Here is a 20,274-nt window from a genome sequence, read left to right as displayed (position 1 = left end):
GAGGTGACCGCGAAGCGGGCCTCGAAGGAGGGCTCCGCCGCGCTCCGGCACCTCAGGATGAGGGGGTGGGTGGGAGATGCATGGTTCGTCGCGTGATCGAATGTCCTGTCCGCTACCCCTGCCCGTAGGCGCGGGCGACGAGCCGCATCGTGTGAAGGTCCCGGGACGCCGCGTACGCGGCCCGCTCCTCCGGCCGGCGCAGCGCCGAGCCGAAGGCGCGCACCTGCTCGGTGAAGGGCGAGCTGTCGGCGTCGAAGGCGAGCGGTTCCGCGCGCCCGCTGGCGCCGTCGACGAAGGTCAGCGAGCCGCCGGCCGTCTGGCCCATCGTGTTCTCGGCGACGAGCAGACCCTTCGTGCCGACCACCTCCAGGCGGCGGCGGGGCAGCGCGTCGGGACAATTGTAGGCGACGTGCAGGCTCGCCAGTGCGCCGCTCCGCGTGCGCCCGATCAAAAGGGCGCCGTCGTCGACGGCGTAATCCTGGGCCTTGGTCTGGGTGAGGGCCGCGAGGTCGGCGATCGGCTCGCCGAGCAGGTAGTCGACGAGGTCGAGCCCGTGCGGGGCGAGGTCCATCAGGGCGCCGCCGCCGGCCTGGGCGGCGTCGATCCGCCAATTGGGCTGCCCGGCCTCCGACCAGTCGCGCCCGAGCCAGCAGGCATAGACGATCCGCACCGCCGTCACGGTGCCGAGCCGCCCGGCCTCGACCTGCGCGCGGATCGCCCGGTGGGCCGGGTGGTGCCGCTGGTCGAAGGCCGTGCCGTAGAAGATTTTCTGCGACTCGACGGCGTGCGCGATGGCCTCGGCATCCGCCAGCGTCGCCGCCATGGGCTTCTCGCACAGGATCGCCTTGCCGGCAGCGGCCAGCGCCTCGACGGCGCCGCGGTGCAGGTGGTTCGGCGTCGCCACGTAGACCGCCTCGACCGCGGGCTCGGCGATCAGGCCGGCGAGATCGGCGTGGACGCGGGCACCGGCCCGCTCGGCGGCCGCGCGGCTCTCCGGGTTCGGATCGCTGACCGCCACCAGCCGGTGCCCGGCCGCGCGGATGCCGGGCTCCATGTAGTCGCGGGCGACCCAGCCGTAGCCGACGATGCCCCAGCCGACCGCGTCCATCACCACCGCTCCGGCAGGTCGACGAACTCGCGCACGCGCACGCGCTGCGTTTCCGACGCATCGAGGCCTTCGTCGAAGGTCAGCGACTCCGGTCCCGGGGAGTGCAGCGGGTACGTGGCGCGGGGGGCGTACTCCGCCTCGTAGCGCTCCGAGGGCCAGCGGATGACGTAACCGCCGCCCTCGGGCACGTAGAGCGGGTTGAGCCGCAGCACGGTGCCGGGCTTCGGCAGGGTGAGGCCGTCGACCAGGGCGCGCGGCGCCGGTCGCATCCCGGGACCGCACACCACCGAGAACGCCTCGCAGCTTCGCAGGGCGGCGGGGTCCTGCGGGCCCGGCGCCCGCGCCTCGACCAGCGCCCGGGTCAGCTCCGCGTCGTCGTAGACCAGGGCGTCGGGGAAGAACTCGGCGATCTCCTCGGCCGTCACCGCGCGGCCGGCCGAGAAGCCCGGGCAGTCGCGGTTGTGGATGTGGCTCAGCGCCAGCCAGCCGTCGTCGCCGGCGTTCTGGCGGAGGTTCTCGAGGAGCGCCGCCTTGTCGTCGAGGAAGTAGAAGGCGTCGTTGCAGACGACGAGGTCGACCGGCGCCCCAGGGATCGGCCAGTGGGGCGAGCCGGCGTCGAAGCAGACGAGCTGCGCCTTCTCGGCCACGACCCAGTGGCGCGCGACCCAGAGCTTGGCGAAGACCACGTCGGCGCCGGCGACCTTGCAGCCGCGCCGCTGCAACTCGCGCAGGTAGTGGCCGATGCCGCAGGCGAACTCGAAGACGCAGACGGGCTCGTTCCAGTGCGCCTCCAGCAGCGACAGGCCGGCCAGGAAGGTCGGGTCGCTCCAGCGGTGCAGGAAGTAGTCGCCGACGCGGCCCCAGCCGAGGAGCTCGACCGCCTCGCGGAGGGTCGCCTCGCGGCGCGTCTTGATCAGGCGGATGATCCCGGCGGGATCAGCCGGCGGCCCGTTCCACCAATCATCCTGATCGACCAGCAGCGCGGCCAGCGCCTCGTCGGGCTCGCCGGCGTCGAGATGGGCGAGTACCCGCTCGACCAGGGCCGCGCGGTTGATCCGCAGGTACGGGATGCCGTCGATCACGGGCCAGCGCGCGCCGGTCTCCGCGTCGCGCAGGGCGTGCGGGCCGTCGGCCTTCAGCGGGTTGCCGGTGTCCGGCGATCTGAGTTCGAACGGGATCATGGTTCTCGGGGCCGCCCGGGCAGATGGGCGACCGGGTCCGGCGATCAAGGGATGCGCATGTCGGCGAGGACACGATCGTGGAAGCCCTTCACCGGGCCGGCATGGACCAGCTCCCACTCGTCGAGCACCATCCCCATCGTGGTCGAGGCCCCCCGCAGGTGCTGGGCGATCTGGAGGACGCGGTCGATGCAGTCGGCCGCGTGGAAGGCGCGGCCCTCGGCGGTGGCGTCGTCGGGCAGCACCGCCCGGGCGCGCTCGACCTGGGCCCGCAGGCGCGCGTCGAGCTCGGCGAGGGCCCAGGCGGTGGTGGTCGCCATGATCGGGCCGAGATGGTCGCCGAGCAGCATCTCGCCGGTGAAGCCGGCATCCGGCATCGCGGCGTTGTGGAAGTGGTGGGCCATCGCGGCCAGGAACACGGTGCCGGGATCGGCCCGGTAGAACGGGCTGAGGCAGACCCCGTAGACCGCCACGATCAGGCAGTGCTCGGCGTGGTTCTCCGGCGGCTCCAGCAGGATCCGGGCGCGGCCGGGACAGGTCACGCCCGCCCGCGGCTGCTGCGCCAGGGCGCCGACGAAGCCCGGCAGCGGCCCGGGCCGGCCGGCCGGACGCGGCGCGAGCCGCGCGCGCAGGCGCTCGCGGAGGTCCGGATCGAGCTCTCCGGTGACGGCGTCGAAGCCCGCCACCAGCACCGCCGAGGCCGCCGCGTCGGAGAGCCCGGCCGCGGTCAGGAAGGCCGCGTCGAGGTCGCAGAGGCGCGTCGCCGCCAGCGTGACGGCCGCGATGTCGAGGGCGACGTCGTCCGGCGCGGCGCCGCCGGTCAGCAGCCCCCAGCCCTGCGCGAACAGCCGCTCGGCGATCGAGCCCGTACGGCCCGCGGAGCGGACGCGCTTGAGGTCGTTCATCTCGACCAGAAGGTCGCGCAGCGCTTCCGGCGCGGCGGCGCCGGAACGGGGCGGCTCAGTCTCGCTTGGCATCGTCTCGTTCCGAAAAGCCGCCCCCTGGTTCTGACGAAGCCTAGTGCACGCCCAGCCAGTCGCGGAGCATCTGCTCCTGCTTGCCGAAGGCGTGCTCCGGACCGTGGCCGTTCTTGACCATCGGCGCCTTGAAGAAGGTCGAGAGCTGCTCCTGCACGCCGCCGTCGCCGCGCTTGCTCGCGAGGTCGAGGACGCGGGCGATCTCGATGACGAGCGGCGCGGCCAGGATCGAGTCCTTGCAGAGGAAGTTCACCTTGATCTGCATCCGCTGGCCCATGAAGCCGGTGACGTCGATGTTGTCCCAGGCCTCCTTGTCGTCGCCGCGTGGGCGGTAATAGTGGATGTGCACGAGGTGGTCCTCGACCGGGTAGCCGAGGATCGAGTCGAGCACCGTGCCCTTGGTGTTGAGCTTCGACTGCAGCGAGTTCGGATCGTTCAGGGCGAGGCCGTCGCGGTTGCCCAGGATGTTCGTCGAGAACCAGCCGTCGACGTGGAGGGCGCGCGCCTTGAAGGCGGGGGCCAGCACCGTCTTCATCATGGTCTGGCCAGTCTTGCCGTCCTTGCCGGCCACCGGGACGTTCAGCTCCTTGGCGAGGTCGAGGAGCGCCGGGACGTCGGCGGCGACGCTCGGGGTGAAGTTGGCGTAGGGGATGCCGCTCTTGATCGCCGCGTAGGCGTAGAGCATCGCCGGCGAGATCGCCTCGTCGCTCGAATCCAGGCCCTTCTCGAAGGCGGCGGTGGAGTTCAGGGTCGGGTCGTTGAGGTCGGGCCAGCGCTCCGTGGAGGCGAGGTTCACCACGACCACGTCGTCGAGGTTGCTCTCCTTCTGGAAGCGGCGGAGATCGTTGGCGATCACCGAGACCGCCTCGCGGTGGTCCTTGGCGACGATCCGGTTCTGACCGTCGATGTTCTTGCAGAACTTCGCGCTGCCGACCGCCGGCCAGGGCGTGATGCCCTTCAGGACCTGGGCGCCGTTCTCGATGTCGTCCTTCGAGAGCACGCCGTGCCCGCTCGCCGCGGAGGCGAGGTCGTCGCCGTTCAGGTCCCAGCCCCCGAAGACGAGGTCCTTGTAGTCGGCCATGCCGGCCACGGAGAGACCGGCGAGCGGCAGCCCGTCGAGACGGTTGGAGCCGGATTTGATCATCTCGATGCCGGCGATGGCGGTGGTGGCGACGGCGCCTCCCATGCCAACGAAGGCGACACCGACGCGGCGACCGGACTGCATGCTCATCGGAAACTGATGTCCTTGTGCGGACGCGGGTGGCGTCTTGAAGGGTCCGTCCTGGGACGGAAATTCACCCCCCCGGGGCCGTACCTAACTGGCTCGGCGGTGCTCCGTTCCAACCCGAATGCGACAACATCGCCCCGCCGTCGTCCCGCGCGCGGCCGGTCGGCCGCCGGTCGGCGGCGTTAACGGAGCCCTAAGCGGGAGGGTTAACCCTTCCTTGACCGTGCCACGCTTGGATCACGGGGCCGTCCCATTCTGGTCACGGCCGGCGTCGATAGGGCCGCCGCTTCCAGAAAAAACCCGGCCGTCAGAGCCGGGCGGACGCAAGGACCGATCTAGAAGAGGACCGATGATGGGGGTTTTCCCGGAGCCGGCGCGTTGCGCCGACGACGTGAACCGACTCGTGCCGCAGACCCTGACCGGCACGGGGCATTTCGAGGATGAAGCCGTGGCGTGGCTGCCGCGGGCCGGTCGCGACGCAGGGCGCCGGTCACTTCGCCGCACCGGCCTCGGCCGGATCTCCGGGACGCTGGCCCTCGGGCTCGTCGCCGGGTTCGGCCTGCCGCAAGCCGCCTTCGCGCCCGCCTACTTCGCGCCGGCCGCCCAGGCCCACGACCGGGTCGACACCAGCCCGCGCGCCGCTCAGGAACTCGCTCAACGCGCGTTCGAGCCCGCGGTTCCCGCCGAGGCGGCATCGGCAGAGGCACCGGCACCGGCACCGGCGAAGGGTGCCTGGAACGGCCTGCCCGTGCCGGAGCAGGAGCCCGCCACCACGGCCCTGATCCAGGACGACCTCGCTGCCCTGCCGCGGGTGACGCAGGAGCAGGACGCGGTCAAGTTCGGCGAGCGCAGCGTGCCGCGCAAGGTGGTCGACACGATCGTCAAGGCCTCCGACGAGGCCGGCGTCGATCCCGTCTACATGATGGCGCTGGCCGACAAGGAATCGAGCTTCGACACCGCGGCGAAGGCCGCGACTTCCTCGGCGCAGGGCCTGTTCCAGTTCGTTGCCCGCACCTGGCTGGAGATGATCCGCGACTACGGCGCGCGCTACGGGCTCGCCGAGGAAGCCGCCGCCGTGAAGGGCCGGGGCGCCGCGATCACCGTGACGGGCAGCATGCGCGCCCGGGTGCTCGGCCTGCGCAACGACCCGCGCGTCGCCGCCCTGATGGCGGCCGAGCTGATCAAGCGCGACCGTGACCGGATCGAGGCCCGGGTCGGGCGCGCGCTCACCACGACCGAGCTGTACCTCGCCCATTTCCTCGGCACCGCGAGCGCCGGGCGCTTCCTGTCGCTCTCTTCCGAGAAACCCGACGAGGTCGCCGGCCGCGAGTTCCGCACCGCGGCGCGGGCCAATCGCGGCCTGTTCACCGAGAAGACGGGCGGCAAGCGCCGCAGCCTGACCGTGTCCGAGCTGCACGACCGGATCGACGGCATGATCGACCGGCGGCTGACCCGCTATCAGGGCGTGGCGGCGGTCGCCGAGGCGCTCGACAGGGCGCCGGCTCAGAGCGACGTCGCCGCCACCGAGGAGACGGTTCCGGTGGCCGGCAACCGCCGCGTCGAGGTGACGGAGGCGCTGCCGCCGGACGGCGTGTGAGAACCGGATCGCGGCGCCGGCCCGCCTGAGCGGGCCGGCTCGCGGCATCGGGCCGCCGGATCCGCCGGATGGGCGGCTCTCCCGGCCGCGGCCGCCGAGAAAGTCTCCCGCGCCGGCCCGCGGCCGTCCGCGGCGTCCCGAAACGCCGGGGCGGGTCGGGCGCGGCGCAGCGAGGCCGGAAGCGGCTTTCGCCCGACCGTGGAGCGGCCTCAAAGCTCGGCTTTTAAGGCACTGTTAACCATAGCAAGACCAATCCTGTCGGCAGACTACTTCTCTTAGAGATGCTTGGCGCCGATGCCCCGCTACTTCATCGACCTGCACGACGGCTCCCAGCCGATCCACGATGAGGTCGGATTCGACCTGCCGGACCTTCCGGCGGCCCGCGCCAAGGTCACCCGGATCATGTCGGCGATCGCCCGCGACATGCTGCCGGAGGTCGAGCGCCAGGATTACGTGGCCTGCGTCCGCGACGGCGTCGGCAAGGTGGTCTACCGGGCGCGCCTGTCCCTCGCTGCCGAGATGGTGGAGTGAGCCGGCGCGCTCCGGCCGCCTGATGCGTCCCTGCAGACGTCGCTGAGCGACGTCCCTGAGACGGCGCCGAAACCGCCCTGAGGCTCCCCGCCGCGCCGCGGCAGTGCTTGACCGGCCCCCGGTTCCGGCCATCTCGGACCCATGAAACGGCGCAGCCTGCTCACGGTCGCGAGTGCGGCCACGGTCATGACGCTCGGCGGCGTCGGCTACGCCGCGCACCGGCGCGGCCGGAACCCGTACTACCGCGGCCCGACCTCCGACCATTTCGACGGGTTGCGGTTCTTCCTGCCCGGTCAGTCCACCGACAAGGCGCTCCCCGACGTGCTGCGCTGGCAGGCCAAGCGGCAGCGCGAGCCCTGGCCCAAGAGCTTCCCCAGCCCCTACCCGGCCGACCGGCCGCCCGAGCGCGTCGAGAGCCTGCGGGTCGTGCTGATCGGCCACGCGAGCTACCTCGTGCAGGTCGCCGGCCGGAACATCCTGATCGACCCGGTCTTCGCCAAGCGCGCGAGCCCGGTCCGCTTCGCCGGGCCGAAGCGCGTCAACCCGCCGGGCATCGCCTTCGCCGACCTGCCGCCGATCGACGCGATCCTGGTCACCCACAATCACTACGACCATCTCGACGGGCCGAGCCTCGCCCGGCTCTGGCAGGCGCACCAGCCGCTGATCGTGGCGCCGCTGGGCAACGACACGATCCTGCGCGGCTACGACGACACGATGCATGTCGAGACCCGCGACTGGGGACAGTCGGTCGATCTCGGCGACGGGCTGCAGGTCCATCTGACGCCCGCGAACCACTGGTCGGCCCGGGGCGTCAACGACCGGCGCATGGCGCTGTGGTGCGCCTTCGTGATCACCTCGCCCCGCGGCGTGCACTACCATGTCGGCGACACCGGTTTCGGCGACGGCGCCCTCTTCTCCGACGTGCGGGCGCGGTTCGGGCCGCCGCGCCTCGCGACGCTGCCGATCGGCGCCTACGAGCCGCGCTGGTTCATGCAGGCGCAGCACGTCGACCCGGCCGAGGCGGTGAGGGTCTTCGGCCTGCTCGGCGCCGAGCAGGCGCTGGGCCACCACTGGGGCACGTTCCAGCTCACGGACGAGGGCGTCGAGCGGCCCGCCGAGGCGCTGGCGGCGGCCCTCGGCGGAGCCGGCATCCCGGCCGAGCGCTTCGTCGCCCTGAGGCCCGGCCAGGTCTGGGAGGCCTGACCCCCGGGCTGTCCGGGGAACGCCGGCGGCCATTGGGCACGATGCGTGCATCATTCTGTATGCAGCATGGGGTGGAGGCCCGGGCCGCGCCGCCGCGCGCCCGAGGGCGGGTGCCGTTCCGTGCGGCGCCCGCGCCTTCAGCCGAGAGACACGATGAACCCGATCAAGCCGACACGCCGATCCCTGATGGCCGGGGGCGTCGCCCTGGCGGCGCTGGGGGCGGCGGGCCGCGCCGGCGCGCAGGGCGCGGCCCCCGGCACCCTGACCTACGGCATCTCCATGACCGACCTGCCGCTCACGACCGGCCAGCCGGACCGGGGCGCGGGTGGCTACCAGTTCACCGGGCTGACCCTCTACGATCCCCTGGTCGCCTGGGAGCTCGACGTCGCCGACCGGCCGGGCAAGATGGCGCCCGGCCTCGCCACCGCCTGGGAGGCCGACCCGGCCGACCCCAAGGTCTGGACCTTCCACCTGCGGGAGGGCGTGGCCTTCCACGACGGGTCGGCCTTCGATGCCGACGCGGTGATCTGGAACTTCGACAAGGTGCTGAACAAGGAGGCGCCGCATTTCGACCAGCGGCAGGCGTCCCAGGTCCGCCCGCGCCTGCCCGGCGTCGCGAGCTACCGGAAGGTCGACGCCAAGACCGTCCAGGTCGTCACCAAGACGCCCGACAGCCTGTTCCCCTACCAGATGCTCTGGTTCCTGATCTCGTCGCCGGCGCAGTACGAGAAGGTCGGGAAGGACTGGGCGAAGTTCGCCTTCGAGCCCTCGGGGACCGGGCCGTTCCGGATGGGGCAGCTGGTGCCGCGGGTGCGCCTCGAGCTGCTGCCGAACATCGGCTACTGGAACCCGAAGCGGGTCCCGAAGCTCGCGAAGCTGACCCTCGCCTGCGTCCCCGAGGACCTCGCCCGGGTGAACGCGCTCCTGTCCGGCAGCGTCGACCTGATCGAGACGCCCGCGCCCGACGCGGTGCCGCGCCTGAAGGCCGCCGGCATGCGGGTCGTGGGCAACGAGACGCCCCATGTCTGGAACTACCACCTGTCGATGGTGGAGGGCTCGCCCTGGCGCGACCTGCGCCTGCGCAAGGCAGCCAACCTCGCCATCGACCGCGCGGGCGTCGTCGAGCTGATGGGCGGCCTCGCCCAGCCCGCCGTCGGTCAGGTCCAGGAGTCGAGCCCGTGGTTCGGCAAGCCGGGCTTCAAGATCCGGACCGACGTCGAGGCGGCGCGCAAGCTCGTCGAGGAGGCCGGCTACTCGGTGAAGAACCCCGTGAAGGCCACGGTCCTGATCCCGACCGGCGGCACCGGGCAGATGCTGTCGCTGCCGATCAACGAGTTCGTCCAGCAGAGCTGGGCCGAGGTCGGCATCCAGGTGGCGTTCAAGACCGTGGAGCTGGAGGTGGCCTACACGGCGTGGCGCCAGGGCGCCGCGGATCCGAGCCTCAAGGGCGTCAGCGCCGGCAACATCGCCTACGTCACCTCCGACCCGTTCTACGCGATCCTGCGCTTCTACGATTCGCGGCAGATCGCGCCGAACGGCGTGAACTGGAGCCACTACCGCAACCCCGAGGTCGACGCCCTCTGCGACAAGGTGAAGGCGAGCCTCGACGTGGCCGAGCAGAACCGGCTGCTCGCGCGCATCCACGAAATCGTCGTGGACGATGCCGTGCAGGTCTGGGTCGTTCACGACACCAATCCGCACGCTCTGTCGTCGCGGGTGAAGAACTACGTCCAGGCGCAGCACTGGTTTCAGGACCTGGCGACGCTCGCCTGATCAGCCCGGACCTGTGTCGGCTCCGGGAAGAACGGGAGAACATTGGGAACGATCGGCGCGAGGACGGGTTGGACTCCGAACGCACGAAGGAGAGTCCCATGAAGACCCTGCTTGCCGGCGCCGTCCTGGCCGCCTCCCTGACGAGCGTCGTCCCCGCTGCGGCGCAGCGAATCGATATCGGTCCCGACGGGCCGAGTGTCGACCTGCGCTCCCGCGCCCAGCGGGATCGCGACTTCCGCCGCGAAGAGTATCGGCGCGACCGCGCCTACGACGAGGATCGTCTCTACCGGCGCCAGCGGTTCGACGACGACCGCCCGGTGACGCGGCGCGGCTACGGATACTGAATCACCGCCCGAATCGCCTGTCGGCGATTGTGCGCTCTCTTCGGGGGTCGGCTCGCGCCGACCCCTTTTTCTATGCCGCGTCTCCGAAGCGCGGCCCGGGACAGCACGCAACCCACAGGGTCGAATTTCGCACTTGCGGCACGGTCAGTCGGAGACTAGGAAGATCGAGCATCAAATTTCGGGAGCATCTGGCAATGACCTCACGTTTCATCAGTGGCTTCGCGGCGGTCACCCTCGCGGTGTGCGGCCTCTCCGCTCCGGCCGCTTTCGCCAAGCCGATGAGCGGAACGAGCGCCGTCAAGATGATCGACACCGACAACGACGGCACCGTCGACATGAAGGAAGTGGAGGCGGTGGCCTCGGCGACCTTCGACCGTCTCGAGAAGGACGCCGACGGCACCCTCGACGCCAAGGAGCTGAAGGGCCGCCTGAGCGCCTCCGGCGTGAAGCAGGCCGATCCGGACAGCGACGGCACCCTCGACAAGAAGGAATACCTCGCGGCCGTCGGCGAGCGCTTCAAGCTGGCCGACCCGGACAACGACGGCACCCTCGACGCCAAGGAGCTGAACTCCAAGGCGGGCAAGGCTCTCCTGGCCCTCATCAAGTAAAACCGTCCGCGCGCTCCTGATGGAGCGTGGATCAGCGAGGCCTCCGCGGTGCTGACCGCGGGGGCCTTGCTGCGTTCATGGCGACCCTGAACCTTCGCCCGGACGCGCCGATCCATGGGGCCTGCACGTAAAAGTTGTGGATCGCGGCGATTGTTCTGCGGGCTCCGGCCGCGCCCGCGCCGGCGGAACATCCGACACCCCGTCCGGCCGCCGCGCCGGCTGCGACGCTCGACCGCTCGCCGGGCGCGGTCGGAGGGAGTTGACGGTCCGCAACCTGTAGGTGCACCCTCGAGGTGGTTGAGGGACCAAGACGATGCGGAACGGCTCACCAGAGGACGACGGCAACGCGAGACGCCGCGCGAGACCGGTCGCGCTGACCGAGGGACCGCACGGCGCGGCGGCGGCGGACGGACGCGACCGGATTGCCGGGAGCCGGCCGGAGCGCGCAGACGCGGAGCCGACGGCAACGCTCGGCGATCTCGGCGACGCCCTGCTCGCGGCCTATCGGCTGGCCGAGCAGGACGGCGACGCGCTGACCGTGTCGCTGCTCGGGCAGGCGCTGCTGCGGACCGGGCGGCGCCTGGCGCGCGGGATGTCGCCCGCCGATGTCGGGATCGCCTGCCACTGAAGCGGCGCGCGGTCCCGGACACTCGGGCGACTGACGGGACGGCGCCGCCGCGGCCCGCCTACGCGCCCGGCGCGGCGCGGTCGAGGAAGGCGCGCAGGTAGCCGCCGACCGCCTCGGCGCGCTCGACGGCGAGCAGGTGCGCCGCCCGGGGCAGCACGACGAGTTCGGCCTGGGCGATGCCGCCGCAGATCTCCTCGGCCATGGCCGGGGGCGTCGAGGGATCGTCGCGGCCGGCGATCACCAGGGTCGGTGCGGTGATGGCTCCGAGCGCCGGACGGAGATCCATGCGCCCGATCGCCCCGCAGCACACCGCGTAGCCGGCCGGATCGCAGGCCAGGAATCGCTCGCGGACAGCCCGTACCGTCTCGGGGGCGCGCTCCGCGAAACCCGGCGTGAACCAGCGCCCCAGCGTCGCCTCGACCACGGCCGCCGTCCCCTGGGCGCGCACGGTCGCGGCGCGCTCGTCCCAGCTCTGCAGGCTCGGCAGGAAGGCCGCCGTCGCCATCAGGGTGGCGCTGAGCGCGCGTCCGGGATCGGCGCTCGCCAGCGCCTGCACGGTCATCCCGCCGAGCGAGAGGCCGACGAGATGGGCGCGTCCGATGCCGAGGGCGTCCAGAAGGCCTGCGAGATCGCCGGCCAGATCCGCGATCGCGACCGGCCGGTCGCGCGTCTCCGACCGGCCGTGGCCGCGCGTGTCGTAGCGCAGCGTCCGGTAACGCCCCGTCAGCGCGGGCACCAGCGCGTCCCACATCTCCAGGGTCGCCCCCAGCGAGTTCGAGAAAGCGACGACCGGGGCGTCCTCCGGGCCCTCGAGGTGGTAGCGGAGGCCGAGTCCTCCGACGGTGATCTGCGGCATGCGGCTCTCTCCGGTTCGGGCTCTCGAGGATGTCACGCCGCCGGGCGGCGGGGCGGAGCTGGCGAGCAACGCGGCCTCCCGGACGGATCTCAGGCGCGACCGAGGGGAATCAGGCCCCAGCCGCGCTCGTGGAGGTAGTACAGCACGGTCTTGGTCACGGTCTCGGTCGAGGCGATCGAGCCGGCGACCAGCACGCTGCCGGTGAACAGATAGGACAGCAGCAGTGTGTCGAGGCTTCCGACGACGCGCCAGCTCACGGCCTTGGCGATCGAGCGGAGGCGGCTCTCCCCGGCCGGGGGCGCGCGCGTCCGTGCGGGCTCGGGTGCGCGGGCATCGCGGGTTGGGACGTCGTCGGCGGGCATGCGGGCTCCCTGCGGTCGATCCGAAACGCGCGCGGTGGCGCGGTCCATTATGGGGCGGCGCACCGGATGCTGCCCCGCCGGATCGCCCGGCGCGCGGATGACGATGCCGCGAGCCCCGCGCTCCGGAGGAGCGTCTTCAACATGGGTCAATGCGCCGGCGGCCGAAACGCTCGACAAGAGCGGTGCGAGCACAGAGGAAACCGGGGATGCACGAGCCTGCGATGGGCGACGCCGCGATCCGACCGGCGGAGTTCTGGGACACGGTCGGCGGCCTCGTGACCGCCAAGGTCGAGCCGGTGATCGGCCGCGCCGACAAGCAGCGTGGTCCCGTCATCGACTACCTGCGCGACCTGGAGGCCCTGGCGCGGCGCCAGTGCTCCAGCCGCGAGACGGTCCAGATCATCGCCTCGGGCCGGCGGCTCCTCGGAGACCGGAGCGAGATCGGGCCGTCGAACGGACCGTTCACCCGCGCCTGAGCTGGGCACCCGGCGGAGCCGCCCGCGCCATCCGCGACCGGACCAGATAGATCGCGGCCGCGACTGCCCAGGCCGCGCAGGTCGGCGCCACCCACTGCTGCAGATTCGGCAGGGACCAGCCGTACAGGAACTCGGCGCCGAGATGCGCCTGAACGGCGTCCCAGCCCGCGTGTTTGAGGACGTGTTCCCGCTGCCCGGCCTCGCGGCCGTAATAGTAGGTCGAGACCACGAGCGCCGCGACGCCTTCCGGTCGGGGACTGCGCAGCAGGATCAGAACGGCCGCCATTCCGGCGGTCTCGGGGATCGCCGTCAGGGCGTGGCTCATCGCCGGGTTCGCGACCATGAAGGCGACGAGCGTTGCGAGCATGGGCGGCGCTTACACCAATCCCGGCGCGGCGTCAGCGGCACTCCGGACCCGCGCCTGCATCCCCGGCGGCCGCCGCGCGGTTGACGGTGCGGGACCGGAACAACGGAGCCGCGCATGAGCGACACCTACGACCTCGGCCGCTTCGTCGCCGCGCAGGAGGGCGTCTACGGGCGCGCCCTGGCGGAGTTGCAGGCCGGAGACAAGCGCAGCCACTGGATGTGGTTCATCTTCCCGCAGATCGCCGGGCTCGGCGCGAGCCCGATGGCGCAGCGCTACGCCATCGGGTCTCTCGCGGAGGCGCAGGCCTACGCGGCGCACCCGGTGCTCGGCGCGCGCCTGCGCGCCTGCACGGCGGCCGTCAACGCCGTCGCCGGGCACTCGGCCCACGCGATCTTCGGCTCGCCCGACGATCTGAAGTTCCGCTCCAGCATGACGCTGTTCGCCCGCGCCGTGCCGGGCGAGCCGGTCTTCGCCGACGCGCTGGCGCGCTACTTCGACGGCAACCCCGACCCGCGGACGCTGGCGAAGCTCGGGGCAGGCTAGCGCCTCACCGGCCCCACAGCCCGACCCGCTCGGCGCGCGCCTGCTCCTCCGCGCCCAGGAGGTCCGGCGGGGCGTCCTCGGAGGCGCGGGCGCCGCCCGCGGCCAGGATCAGCCCGGCGAGGTCGTCGCCCTCGATGCGGCAGCGGGCCGTGGCCCCGTCGGACAGGCCGGTGCAGACCACCTCGCGGCGGCGCAGGTAGCTGGCGAGCTGGCGGGCGAGATGGCCGCGCTCGCCGACCACGCCGAGGAGGCGCACGACCCGCCCGCGCAGGTTGAGGGTGCCGGTATCGATCACCTCCGGCACGCCGCGGACCTCGCCGGCCGCGACAGGTTCGGCCGCGGGCGCGGCGGCGGCCCGGGCCGGCTCGGCCCGCTCCGCCGAGGGGCGGGCCTTGCCCTTCGCGAGCTTCTCGGCGGCCCGCTGGACGAAGTCGTGGAAGATCCCGGCCGGCATCTCGCCGCCGAACATGCGGTTCATCGGGCTGTCGTCGTCGTTGCCGACCCAGATCCCGACCACGAGATCGGGGGTCATGCCAACGAACCACGCGTCGCGGAAATCCTGGCTCGTGCCGGTCTTGCCGCCGATGATCTGGCCGGGCACCCGCGCGGCGCGGCCGGTGCCGGATTCCACCACCGCCTGCAGCGAGTCGAGCATCATGGTGCGCGGCTCCTGCGCCAGCATCGGGCTCGGGCCCGCGTCGGCGCGGACGTAGAGCGGCTGCGGCGCGGCCCCGCGGATCGCCTGGATGCCGTAGGACTGGAGCGGGGTGCGCCCGGACAGGACCGAGCCGTAGGCGCGGGTCATCTCAAGGAGGCTCACGGCGCCCGAGCCGAGGACGAGGCTCGGCACGTTGGGCAGGTCCGACTGGATCCCGAGCTTGCGGGCGGTGGCGATCACCGCCGGGATGCCGACATCCTGCCCGAGCTGGGCCGCCACGGTGTTGATCGAGAGCGCGAAGGCGGTCCGCAGGGGCACGGGCCCCCGGTAGCGGCCGTCGTCGTTCTCGGGCTGCCAGTCGCCGATCTGGACCGGGCGGTCGACCATCACGGATTCCGGCGTGTAGCCCTTCTCGTAGGCCGTCAGGTAGGCGAGGAGCTTGAACAGGGAGCCGGGCTGGCGCTTGGCCTGAACGGCGCGGTTGAACTGGCTGTCCTCGTAGTCGCGGCCGCCGACCATGGCGAGGATCGCGCCCTCCTTCGACAGCACCACCATGGCGGCCTGGCCGACCTTGCGGCGGGCGCCGTCCTTGTCGAGGCGGCGGGCCACGACGCCCTCGGCGAGGCTCTGCAGGTCGAGGTTGAGGGTCGAGCGCACCGTCATGTCGCCGTCGGTGCCGGCGAGGCGCTTCACGTCGCCCGCGATCATGTCGAGGAAGTAGTTGGTGCCGGGCGGCGCCTCGGGGGGCGATTTCAGGGTCACGCTCTGCTTGCGCGCGGCGTCGGCCTCGGCCTGCGAGATCGCGCCGGTCTCGACCATGGCCTGGAGCACCACGTCGGCGCGCTCCTTGGCGCCGCCGAGGTTGCGGGTCGGGGCGAGCTGCGAGGGCGCCCGCACCAGACCGGCCAGCATCGCCGATTCCGGCAGGTTCAGCGCCTTGGCGGGCTTGCCGAAGTAGCGGCGCGCCGCCGCGTCCGCCCCGTAGGCGCCGGCGCCGAAATACGCGGAGTCGAGGTAGCCGAGCAGGATCGCGTCCTTGCTCATGGTCGACTCGACCCGCAGCGCCAGGAAGGCTTCCTGCACCTTCCGCCAGAGCGTCTTCTCCTGGTTGAGGGAGGTCAGGCGGACATATTGCTGGGTGATGGTCGAGCCGCCCTCGCGCACGCCGCCGCCGCGGAGATTGCGCCACGCCGCCCGGGCGAGGCCGCGCAGGTCGATGCCCCAGTGGCTGTAGAAGCGGCGGTCCTCGATCGCCACGATCGCCTGGGCGAGGTGCGGCGGCAGGTCGGCCGCGGTGAGCTTCTGGCCGCGGAAGCTGCCGCGGGTGGCGAAGACCCGGCCGTCGTCGGCCTCGACGGTGATCGCCCGCTGGCCAGTCTCGACCACGGCGCCGCCCAGCGGCGGCAGGCTCACGAAGGCCGCGAACAGGTAGATCGCCAGCGCCAGGGCCGGCAGCAGGACCACCAGGGCGGCGGCGAGCAGGGCCGGGTGCCGGCGGCCGAGGATCGGCCGGGAACGCCGGTTCAGGGCGCGCGCGTCCGTCTCGGCGACGGCGGGCGGGCGCTCCGCCGGTGCCCGTCGCGCCCGCGCCGCGCGCTCCGCCGCGCGGGCCGACAGGGCCCGGCCGGTCCGCGCGAGGCCGAGCCCGGCCGCGGCGAGGAGGGTCCGGAGATGGCGCGCGAGGTCGCGCGCGGCCCGCCCGGCCTCCCGGGCGGCGAGCCGCGGGTCCGGGGCGTCGGCGGCGGGGTCCGGCTTCGGCGGTTTCGGCCCGTCGGCCGGGGCGCGTTCCGGCGCGTCGGGCGTCATCGTGGTGCGTGTTCCGGGACCGGCCGATCCGGCCGACCGAGCCTTCTAAGCCGCATCCGTCGCGGTGTCCCGCAGCCGTTGGGTCGCGGGACGGGCGGCGCGTCGATCGCGCCGCCACCGTGTGGATCGGGCCACGGGGCCCGATCCGGTCCCGGCCGGCTCACCGGCCGAGCGGCGCTCCCGGACCGACGGCGCCGTGCTGGGCGCGCAGCTTGAAGGCCAGGATCAGCAGGAAGATGCCGAAGGCGAAGGTATAGGAGCCGATCCACCACGTCAGCACCAGGGCCGACATGCCCGGGTTGATGAGCAGCACGAGGCCGAACAGGATCGACACCACGCCGCCGAGGCCCAGCCACCAGCGCCCGTAATGGAGGTGCAGGCGGAAGGCGGCGGCGATCATCAGGCCGCCGGTGACCAGTGCCCACGCGGCGAGCAGCAGCACGAACGCCCAGACGGCCGCGGCCGGCACCAGCACCGCGGCGACGCCCACCACGATGTCGACGAGGCCCTCGACCAGCAGGAAGCCCCAGCGCTCGTGGCGCTGCGCGGCCCGGACCGCGCCAACGACGGCGACGACGCCGTCGACGAGCATGTAGGCGGCGAAGAACAGGACCAGGGACAGCACGAAGGCGCCCGGCGCGATGAACGCGATCGCCCCGAACAGGACCGCGATGACGCCGCGCAGGGCGACGAGCCACCAGTTCCGCGCCAGGGCCGCACTCATGGCGTCGAGGCGCGCCGCGCCGACGAGCGGGATGCCGGAGGGGGTGGTCGCGGGGCCGGAACCGGGGCGGTTCGGCGTCAGGGATGGGCTGCTGGTCATGGCGAACTCCTGGGCCTTGAGGCCGGGAACGGCAAAGGTTCCGGGCGCAGAACGCCGCAGTGCGGCATGCGTTCCTAGGCGGGCTGATCCGCGCGTGGAACCTTGGGCCTGCGGCCGGCTTTTGCTGCCTGAGGCGGGCGATGCGACAAGCCCGGTCACCCCCGGGTGGCCGGCCCATCGGGCGACGACTTTCCATGTTCGACGATCAGCGGCACCTCTCCGAGGACGAGGCGCGCCCGCGGCCGGCCGACGGCCGGGCCGTCGCGCGCGAGCGCGACGTGCTCGATCTCAACCGCGCCGCGCCGGCCGCGGATCTCGAGACCGACCGTGAGACCGACCGCGAGATCGCGCGCAAGCCCGGCGCGGACGAGGCCGACGGCGCGCCCGAGGCGCGGGACGGGCAGGCCGACGACGACGCGGCGGATTCCGACGACGACGGGGACGAGGCGCGGCGCCCCAACGTCCTGCGGCGCCACCCGCTCGCGTTCCTACTCGGCGGGCTCGCGGTCGTCGCGCTCTGCGTCGGCGTGTTCTTCTACTGGCTGCTCTACATGCACCCCTACGAGAGCACCGACGACGCCTTCGTCGACGCGCGCAGCATCTCGATCCAGCCGAAGGTCGGCGGCTACCTCGTGGACGTGCCGGTCACCGACAACCAGCACGTCGAGGCCGGCCAGATCCTCTTCCAGGTCTTCCAGCGCGACTACGACATCGCCCTCGACCAGGCGAAGGCGCAGGTCGCCGCCGACGAGGCCGGCATCAAGAACATCGACGCGCAGATCCAGGCGCAGTACGCCAACATCGAGGTGTCCAAGGCGCAGGTCGCCACCGCCGAGGCGGCGCTGAAGTTCGCCCAGGAGGACGCGGCCCGCTACAAGGACCTCGCCGAGCGCGGCTCCGGCTCGGTCCAGCAGTCGCAGTCGGCGACCTCGACGCTGCAGCAGCGGCAGGCGGCGGTCCAGAGCGCCAATGCCAGCGTGGTCGCCGCGCAGAAGCAGGTCGGCTCGCTCCAGGCCCAGAAGGCCTCGACCCAGGCGCAGCTTGGCCGCGACCGGGCGCAGGTCGAGCAGGCCGAGCTGAACCTCGGCTACACGACGGTCCGCGCCGTGCAGGCCGGCCGCGTCGTGCGGCTCACCGGCGGCGTCGGCCAGCTCGCCCAGGCCGGCCAGACCCTGGCGATGTTCGTGCCCGACGACATCTGGGTGACGGCGAACTTCAAGGAAACGCAGATCACCGACATGCGGCCGGGCCAGCCGGTCGACATCGAGATCGACGCGTATCCCGGCCGCAAGATCCAGGGCACGGTGGCCTCGGTGCAGCCGGGCTCGGGCACGGCCTTCAGCCTGCTGCCGGCGCAGAACGCCACCGGCAACTACGTGAAGGTGACCCAGCGCATCCCGGTGAAGATCGTGGTCAAGACCTGGCCGACGGACGTGTCGATCGGCCCGGGCATGTCGATCGTCCCGACCGTCACGGTGCGGTGAGCAACGTGGCCGGCCGGGGGAGCGCGGCCGCGCCCGGGCGCGGGCCGGGTGCGGGCAAGGCGGCAGGCGGCAAGGCGGCAGGCGGCAGGTCCGCGTCCGGGAAGGCGCCGGGCGGCCACAATCCGTGGCTGATCGCCGGCGTGGTCGCGCTGGCGACCTTCATGGAGGTGCTCGACACCACCATCGCCAACGTGGCCCTGCGCTACATCTCGGGCGGCCTCGCGGTCGGTCCGGACGAGGCGGCCTGGGTGGTGACGAGCTACCTCGTCGCCAACGCGATCACGCTCACGGCGTCGAGCTTCCTGGCCAAGCGCTACGGCCGCAAGGCGTTCTTCATGTGGTCGGTGGCGCTGTTCACCGTCTCGTCGATCCTGTGCGGCTTCGCCTGGAGCCTGGAATCGCTGCTGCTGTTCCGGGTGATGCAGGGGCTCGGCGGCGGCGGCATGGCGCCGCTCGCGCAGTCGATCCTGGCCGATTCCTTCCCGCCGGCGAAGCGCGGCCAAGCCTTCGCGCTCTACGGGGTCGCCATCGTGGTAGCGCCGGTGATCGGCCCGACGCTGGGCGGCTGGCTCTCCGACAACGCCTCCTGGCACTGGTGCTTCCTGATCAACGGGCCGGTGGGCGTGATCGCCCTCGGGCTGATGTACTGGCTGATCGAGGACAGCGACGCGGCCAAGAAGGAGCGCCGCGCCCTGGTGCGCAAGGGCATCCGCTTCGACATCGTCGGCTTCGTGCTGGTCGCCCTGTTCCTCGGCTCGCTGGAGGTGATCCTCGACGAGGGCCAGCGGAAGGACTGGTTCGGCACCTCGACGCTGATGAACGTGTCCGGCGTGCTGATGGTCGTCTCGTTCATCGCCATGATCCCGTGGCTGCTGACCCGCGAGAACCCGGCCGTCGACCTCCGCCTCATCGGCAACCGGCAGTTCGGCTCGTGCTTCCTGGTGATGATGTTCACCGGGGCGATTCTGATCGCCACCACGCAGTTCATCCCGCAGATCACGCAGGAATATTACGGCTACACCGCCACCCTGTCGGGCCTCGTCCTCGGCCCGGGCGGCATCGTCACGGTGGTGATGATGTTCCTCACTGGCCGGATCTCGTCCTACGTCCAGCCGAAATGGCTGATCGCCACCGGCATGACCATCGTGGCGCTGGGCATGTACGACCTGACGCGGATCGACGGCAGCACGACCTTCGCGTTCTTCGCGTGGTCGCGGGTCTATATCGGCATCGGCCTGCCGATGGTGTTCCTGTCGATCACCTCGGCCTCGTACGAGGGGATCCGCAAGGACCAGACCGACCAGGCCTCGGCGCTGATCAACGTCGCCCGCAACGTCGGCGGCTCGATGGGCGTCTCCCTGGCGCAGAACATCCTGGCCTACCGGAGCCAGTTCCATCAGAGCCGCCTCGTGGAGAGCGTCAACCCGGCCTCGCCGGCCTATCAGGAGACCATGCGGCAGGCGACGCAGTACTTCTCCGAGCACGGCTACGCCGGGATCGAGGCCCAGAACCAGGCGACGGCGTGGATCGGGAGCGTGCTCAGCACGCAGGTGGCCTACTGGGCCTATATCGACGTGTTCTGGGTGCTCGGCCTCGTCGCGGCCTGCGCGGTCCCGCTGGCCCTGAGCCTGAAGAGCGTCAAGCTCGGCGGCGGGGCGCCGGCCGGGGGGCATTGAGGGCGGTCGCGGCCAGGGCGCCGCCCGGACTCTGGACGCGCCGCCGGC

At 72.2% G+C, this 20,274-nt stretch carries 20 protein-coding genes; 11 read left to right on the top strand and 9 right to left on the bottom strand.

Going from position 1 to position 20,274, the window contains the following annotated elements:
• Positions 1–112: 112 nt before the first annotated feature.
• Genes BM314_RS02950 through BM314_RS02935 form a run of 4 tightly spaced genes read right to left on the bottom strand, consistent with a single transcriptional unit; the run spans position 113 to position 4,494 of the window.
• On the bottom strand, positions 113–1,108 hold the full coding sequence (locus BM314_RS02950; protein WP_091976828.1) for a Gfo/Idh/MocA family protein: 996 nt from the start codon (positions 1,106–1,108) through the stop codon (positions 113–115).
• Positions 1,108–2,289, bottom strand: a complete 1,182-nt coding sequence (locus BM314_RS02945; protein WP_091976826.1) for a class I SAM-dependent methyltransferase — start codon at positions 2,287–2,289, stop codon at positions 1,108–1,110. The genes BM314_RS02950 and BM314_RS02945 overlap by 1 nt, the downstream gene beginning before the upstream one ends.
• Before the next feature lie 44 nt (positions 2,290–2,333).
• Entirely contained in the window at positions 2,334–3,263 is a 930-nt protein-coding gene (locus BM314_RS02940) for an HD domain-containing protein (RefSeq protein WP_091976825.1), read from the bottom strand.
• A 40-nt stretch (positions 3,264–3,303) separates the two neighbouring features.
• Entirely contained in the window at positions 3,304–4,494 is a 1,191-nt protein-coding gene (locus BM314_RS02935; RefSeq protein WP_020092589.1) for an inositol-3-phosphate synthase, read from the bottom strand.
• Positions 4,495–4,843: 349 nt separating this feature from the next.
• On the opposite strand from BM314_RS02935, the gene BM314_RS02930 reads away from it, so the two are divergent.
• The 7 genes from BM314_RS02930 (at position 4,844) to BM314_RS02900 (ending at position 11,175) form a co-directional block, all read left to right on the top strand.
• The gene (locus tag BM314_RS02930; protein WP_091976896.1) at positions 4,844–6,088 is read left to right on the top strand and encodes a transglycosylase SLT domain-containing protein; all 1,245 of its coding nucleotides are present in this window, start codon (positions 4,844–4,846) and stop codon (positions 6,086–6,088) included.
• A gap of 294 nt (positions 6,089–6,382) precedes the next feature.
• Positions 6,383–6,619: a DUF6894 family protein gene (locus BM314_RS02925; protein ID WP_020092591.1), complete on the top strand. Its 237-nt coding sequence runs from the start codon at positions 6,383–6,385 to the stop codon at positions 6,617–6,619.
• Positions 6,620–6,760: 141 nt separating this feature from the next.
• The gene (locus BM314_RS02920) at positions 6,761–7,822 is read left to right on the top strand and encodes an MBL fold metallo-hydrolase (protein WP_091976823.1); all 1,062 of its coding nucleotides are present in this window, start codon (positions 6,761–6,763) and stop codon (positions 7,820–7,822) included.
• 153 nt (positions 7,823–7,975) lie between these two features.
• The gene (locus BM314_RS02915; RefSeq protein WP_091976822.1) at positions 7,976–9,595 is read left to right on the top strand and encodes an ABC transporter substrate-binding protein; all 1,620 of its coding nucleotides are present in this window, start codon (positions 7,976–7,978) and stop codon (positions 9,593–9,595) included.
• Between the two features lie 98 nt (positions 9,596–9,693).
• Entirely contained in the window at positions 9,694–9,939 is a 246-nt protein-coding gene (locus BM314_RS02910) for a hypothetical protein (protein ID WP_042675621.1), read from the top strand.
• A gap of 194 nt (positions 9,940–10,133) precedes the next feature.
• Positions 10,134–10,547 (top strand): CREC-EF hand family protein, encoded by a 414-nt coding sequence (locus tag BM314_RS02905; RefSeq protein WP_020092595.1) that lies wholly within the window; start codon positions 10,134–10,136, stop codon positions 10,545–10,547.
• Between the two features lie 313 nt (positions 10,548–10,860).
• A complete protein-coding gene (locus BM314_RS02900; protein WP_091976821.1) occupies positions 10,861–11,175 on the top strand; it encodes a hypothetical protein in 315 nt (104 codons plus the stop codon).
• 58 nt (positions 11,176–11,233) lie between these two features.
• Here BM314_RS02900 and pcaD read toward each other — a convergent pair whose 3' ends face one another.
• Positions 11,234–12,031 (bottom strand): 3-oxoadipate enol-lactonase, encoded by a 798-nt coding sequence (gene pcaD / locus BM314_RS02895; RefSeq protein ID WP_091976820.1) that lies wholly within the window; start codon positions 12,029–12,031, stop codon positions 11,234–11,236.
• A gap of 89 nt (positions 12,032–12,120) precedes the next feature.
• Positions 12,121–12,393 carry a DUF2061 domain-containing protein gene (locus tag BM314_RS02890; RefSeq protein ID WP_020092598.1) on the bottom strand — a complete coding sequence of 91 codons (273 nt, stop codon included), beginning with the start codon at positions 12,391–12,393 and terminating at the stop codon, positions 12,121–12,123.
• A 206-nt stretch (positions 12,394–12,599) separates the two neighbouring features.
• On the opposite strand from BM314_RS02890, the gene BM314_RS02885 reads away from it, so the two are divergent.
• A complete protein-coding gene (locus BM314_RS02885) occupies positions 12,600–12,869 on the top strand; it encodes a hypothetical protein (protein ID WP_091976819.1) in 270 nt (89 codons plus the stop codon).
• Here the strand turns inward: BM314_RS02885 and BM314_RS02880 are convergent.
• Positions 12,856–13,236, bottom strand: coding sequence for a hypothetical protein (locus tag BM314_RS02880; RefSeq protein ID WP_091976817.1), 381 nt, complete (start codon positions 13,234–13,236; stop codon positions 12,856–12,858). The two genes, BM314_RS02885 and BM314_RS02880, sit on opposite strands and share 14 nt — an antisense overlap.
• A 114-nt stretch (positions 13,237–13,350) precedes the next feature.
• Between BM314_RS02880 and BM314_RS02875 the strand changes: the two genes are divergently transcribed.
• Positions 13,351–13,779: a DUF1810 domain-containing protein gene (locus BM314_RS02875; protein WP_091976815.1), complete on the top strand. Its 429-nt coding sequence runs from the start codon at positions 13,351–13,353 to the stop codon at positions 13,777–13,779.
• A gap of 4 nt (positions 13,780–13,783) precedes the next feature.
• Here the strand turns inward: BM314_RS02875 and BM314_RS02870 are convergent, their stop codons facing one another.
• Both BM314_RS02870 and BM314_RS02865 read right to left on the bottom strand, forming a co-directional pair.
• A complete protein-coding gene (locus BM314_RS02870; protein ID WP_091976814.1) occupies positions 13,784–16,243 on the bottom strand; it encodes a PBP1A family penicillin-binding protein in 2,460 nt (819 codons plus the stop codon).
• 160 nt (positions 16,244–16,403) lie between these two features.
• Positions 16,404–17,066 carry an HdeD family acid-resistance protein gene (locus BM314_RS02865; RefSeq protein WP_091976812.1) on the bottom strand — a complete coding sequence of 221 codons (663 nt, stop codon included), beginning with the start codon at positions 17,064–17,066 and terminating at the stop codon, positions 16,404–16,406.
• Positions 17,067–17,260: 194 nt separating this feature from the next.
• On the opposite strand from BM314_RS02865, the gene BM314_RS02860 reads away from it, so the two are divergent.
• A complete protein-coding gene (locus BM314_RS02860; protein ID WP_091976810.1) occupies positions 17,261–18,550 on the top strand; it encodes an HlyD family secretion protein in 1,290 nt (429 codons plus the stop codon).
• Positions 18,551–18,555: 5 nt separating this feature from the next.
• On the top strand, positions 18,556–20,226 hold the full coding sequence (locus BM314_RS02855; protein ID WP_091976895.1) for a DHA2 family efflux MFS transporter permease subunit: 1,671 nt from the start codon (positions 18,556–18,558) through the stop codon (positions 20,224–20,226).
• Positions 20,227–20,274 lie beyond the last annotated feature (48 nt).

This window comes from Methylobacterium sp. 13MFTsu3.1M2 (assembly GCF_900112625.1).
Classification (GTDB): domain Bacteria; phylum Pseudomonadota; class Alphaproteobacteria; order Rhizobiales; family Beijerinckiaceae; genus Methylobacterium.
Note: the sequence above shows the minus strand (reverse complement) of the source record. Positions and strands in the feature narration are given on the sequence as shown.

Coding starts and splice junctions, on each gene's coding strand:
- BM314_RS02950 (WP_091976828.1), bottom strand. CDS start 1,108: ATGGACGCGGTCGGCTGGGGCATCGTCGGCTACGGCTGGGTCGCCCGC.
- BM314_RS02945 (WP_091976826.1), bottom strand. CDS start 2,289: ATGATCCCGTTCGAACTCAGATCGCCGGACACCGGCAACCCGCTGAAG.
- BM314_RS02940 (WP_091976825.1), bottom strand. CDS start 3,263: ATGCCAAGCGAGACTGAGCCGCCCCGTTCCGGCGCCGCCGCGCCGGAA.
- BM314_RS02935 (WP_020092589.1), bottom strand. CDS start 4,494: ATGAGCATGCAGTCCGGTCGCCGCGTCGGTGTCGCCTTCGTTGGCATG.
- BM314_RS02930 (WP_091976896.1), top strand. CDS start 4,844: ATGGGGGTTTTCCCGGAGCCGGCGCGTTGCGCCGACGACGTGAACCGA.
- BM314_RS02925 (WP_020092591.1), top strand. CDS start 6,383: ATGCCCCGCTACTTCATCGACCTGCACGACGGCTCCCAGCCGATCCAC.
- BM314_RS02920 (WP_091976823.1), top strand. CDS start 6,761: ATGAAACGGCGCAGCCTGCTCACGGTCGCGAGTGCGGCCACGGTCATG.
- BM314_RS02915 (WP_091976822.1), top strand. CDS start 7,976: ATGAACCCGATCAAGCCGACACGCCGATCCCTGATGGCCGGGGGCGTC.
- BM314_RS02910 (WP_042675621.1), top strand. CDS start 9,694: ATGAAGACCCTGCTTGCCGGCGCCGTCCTGGCCGCCTCCCTGACGAGC.
- BM314_RS02905 (WP_020092595.1), top strand. CDS start 10,134: ATGACCTCACGTTTCATCAGTGGCTTCGCGGCGGTCACCCTCGCGGTG.
- BM314_RS02900 (WP_091976821.1), top strand. CDS start 10,861: ATGCGGAACGGCTCACCAGAGGACGACGGCAACGCGAGACGCCGCGCG.
- pcaD (WP_091976820.1), bottom strand. CDS start 12,031: ATGCCGCAGATCACCGTCGGAGGACTCGGCCTCCGCTACCACCTCGAG.
- BM314_RS02890 (WP_020092598.1), bottom strand. CDS start 12,393: ATGCCCGCCGACGACGTCCCAACCCGCGATGCCCGCGCACCCGAGCCC.
- BM314_RS02885 (WP_091976819.1), top strand. CDS start 12,600: ATGCACGAGCCTGCGATGGGCGACGCCGCGATCCGACCGGCGGAGTTC.
- BM314_RS02880 (WP_091976817.1), bottom strand. CDS start 13,236: ATGCTCGCAACGCTCGTCGCCTTCATGGTCGCGAACCCGGCGATGAGC.
- BM314_RS02875 (WP_091976815.1), top strand. CDS start 13,351: ATGAGCGACACCTACGACCTCGGCCGCTTCGTCGCCGCGCAGGAGGGC.
- BM314_RS02870 (WP_091976814.1), bottom strand. CDS start 16,243: ATGACGCCCGACGCGCCGGAACGCGCCCCGGCCGACGGGCCGAAACCG.
- BM314_RS02865 (WP_091976812.1), bottom strand. CDS start 17,066: ATGACCAGCAGCCCATCCCTGACGCCGAACCGCCCCGGTTCCGGCCCC.
- BM314_RS02860 (WP_091976810.1), top strand. CDS start 17,261: ATGTTCGACGATCAGCGGCACCTCTCCGAGGACGAGGCGCGCCCGCGG.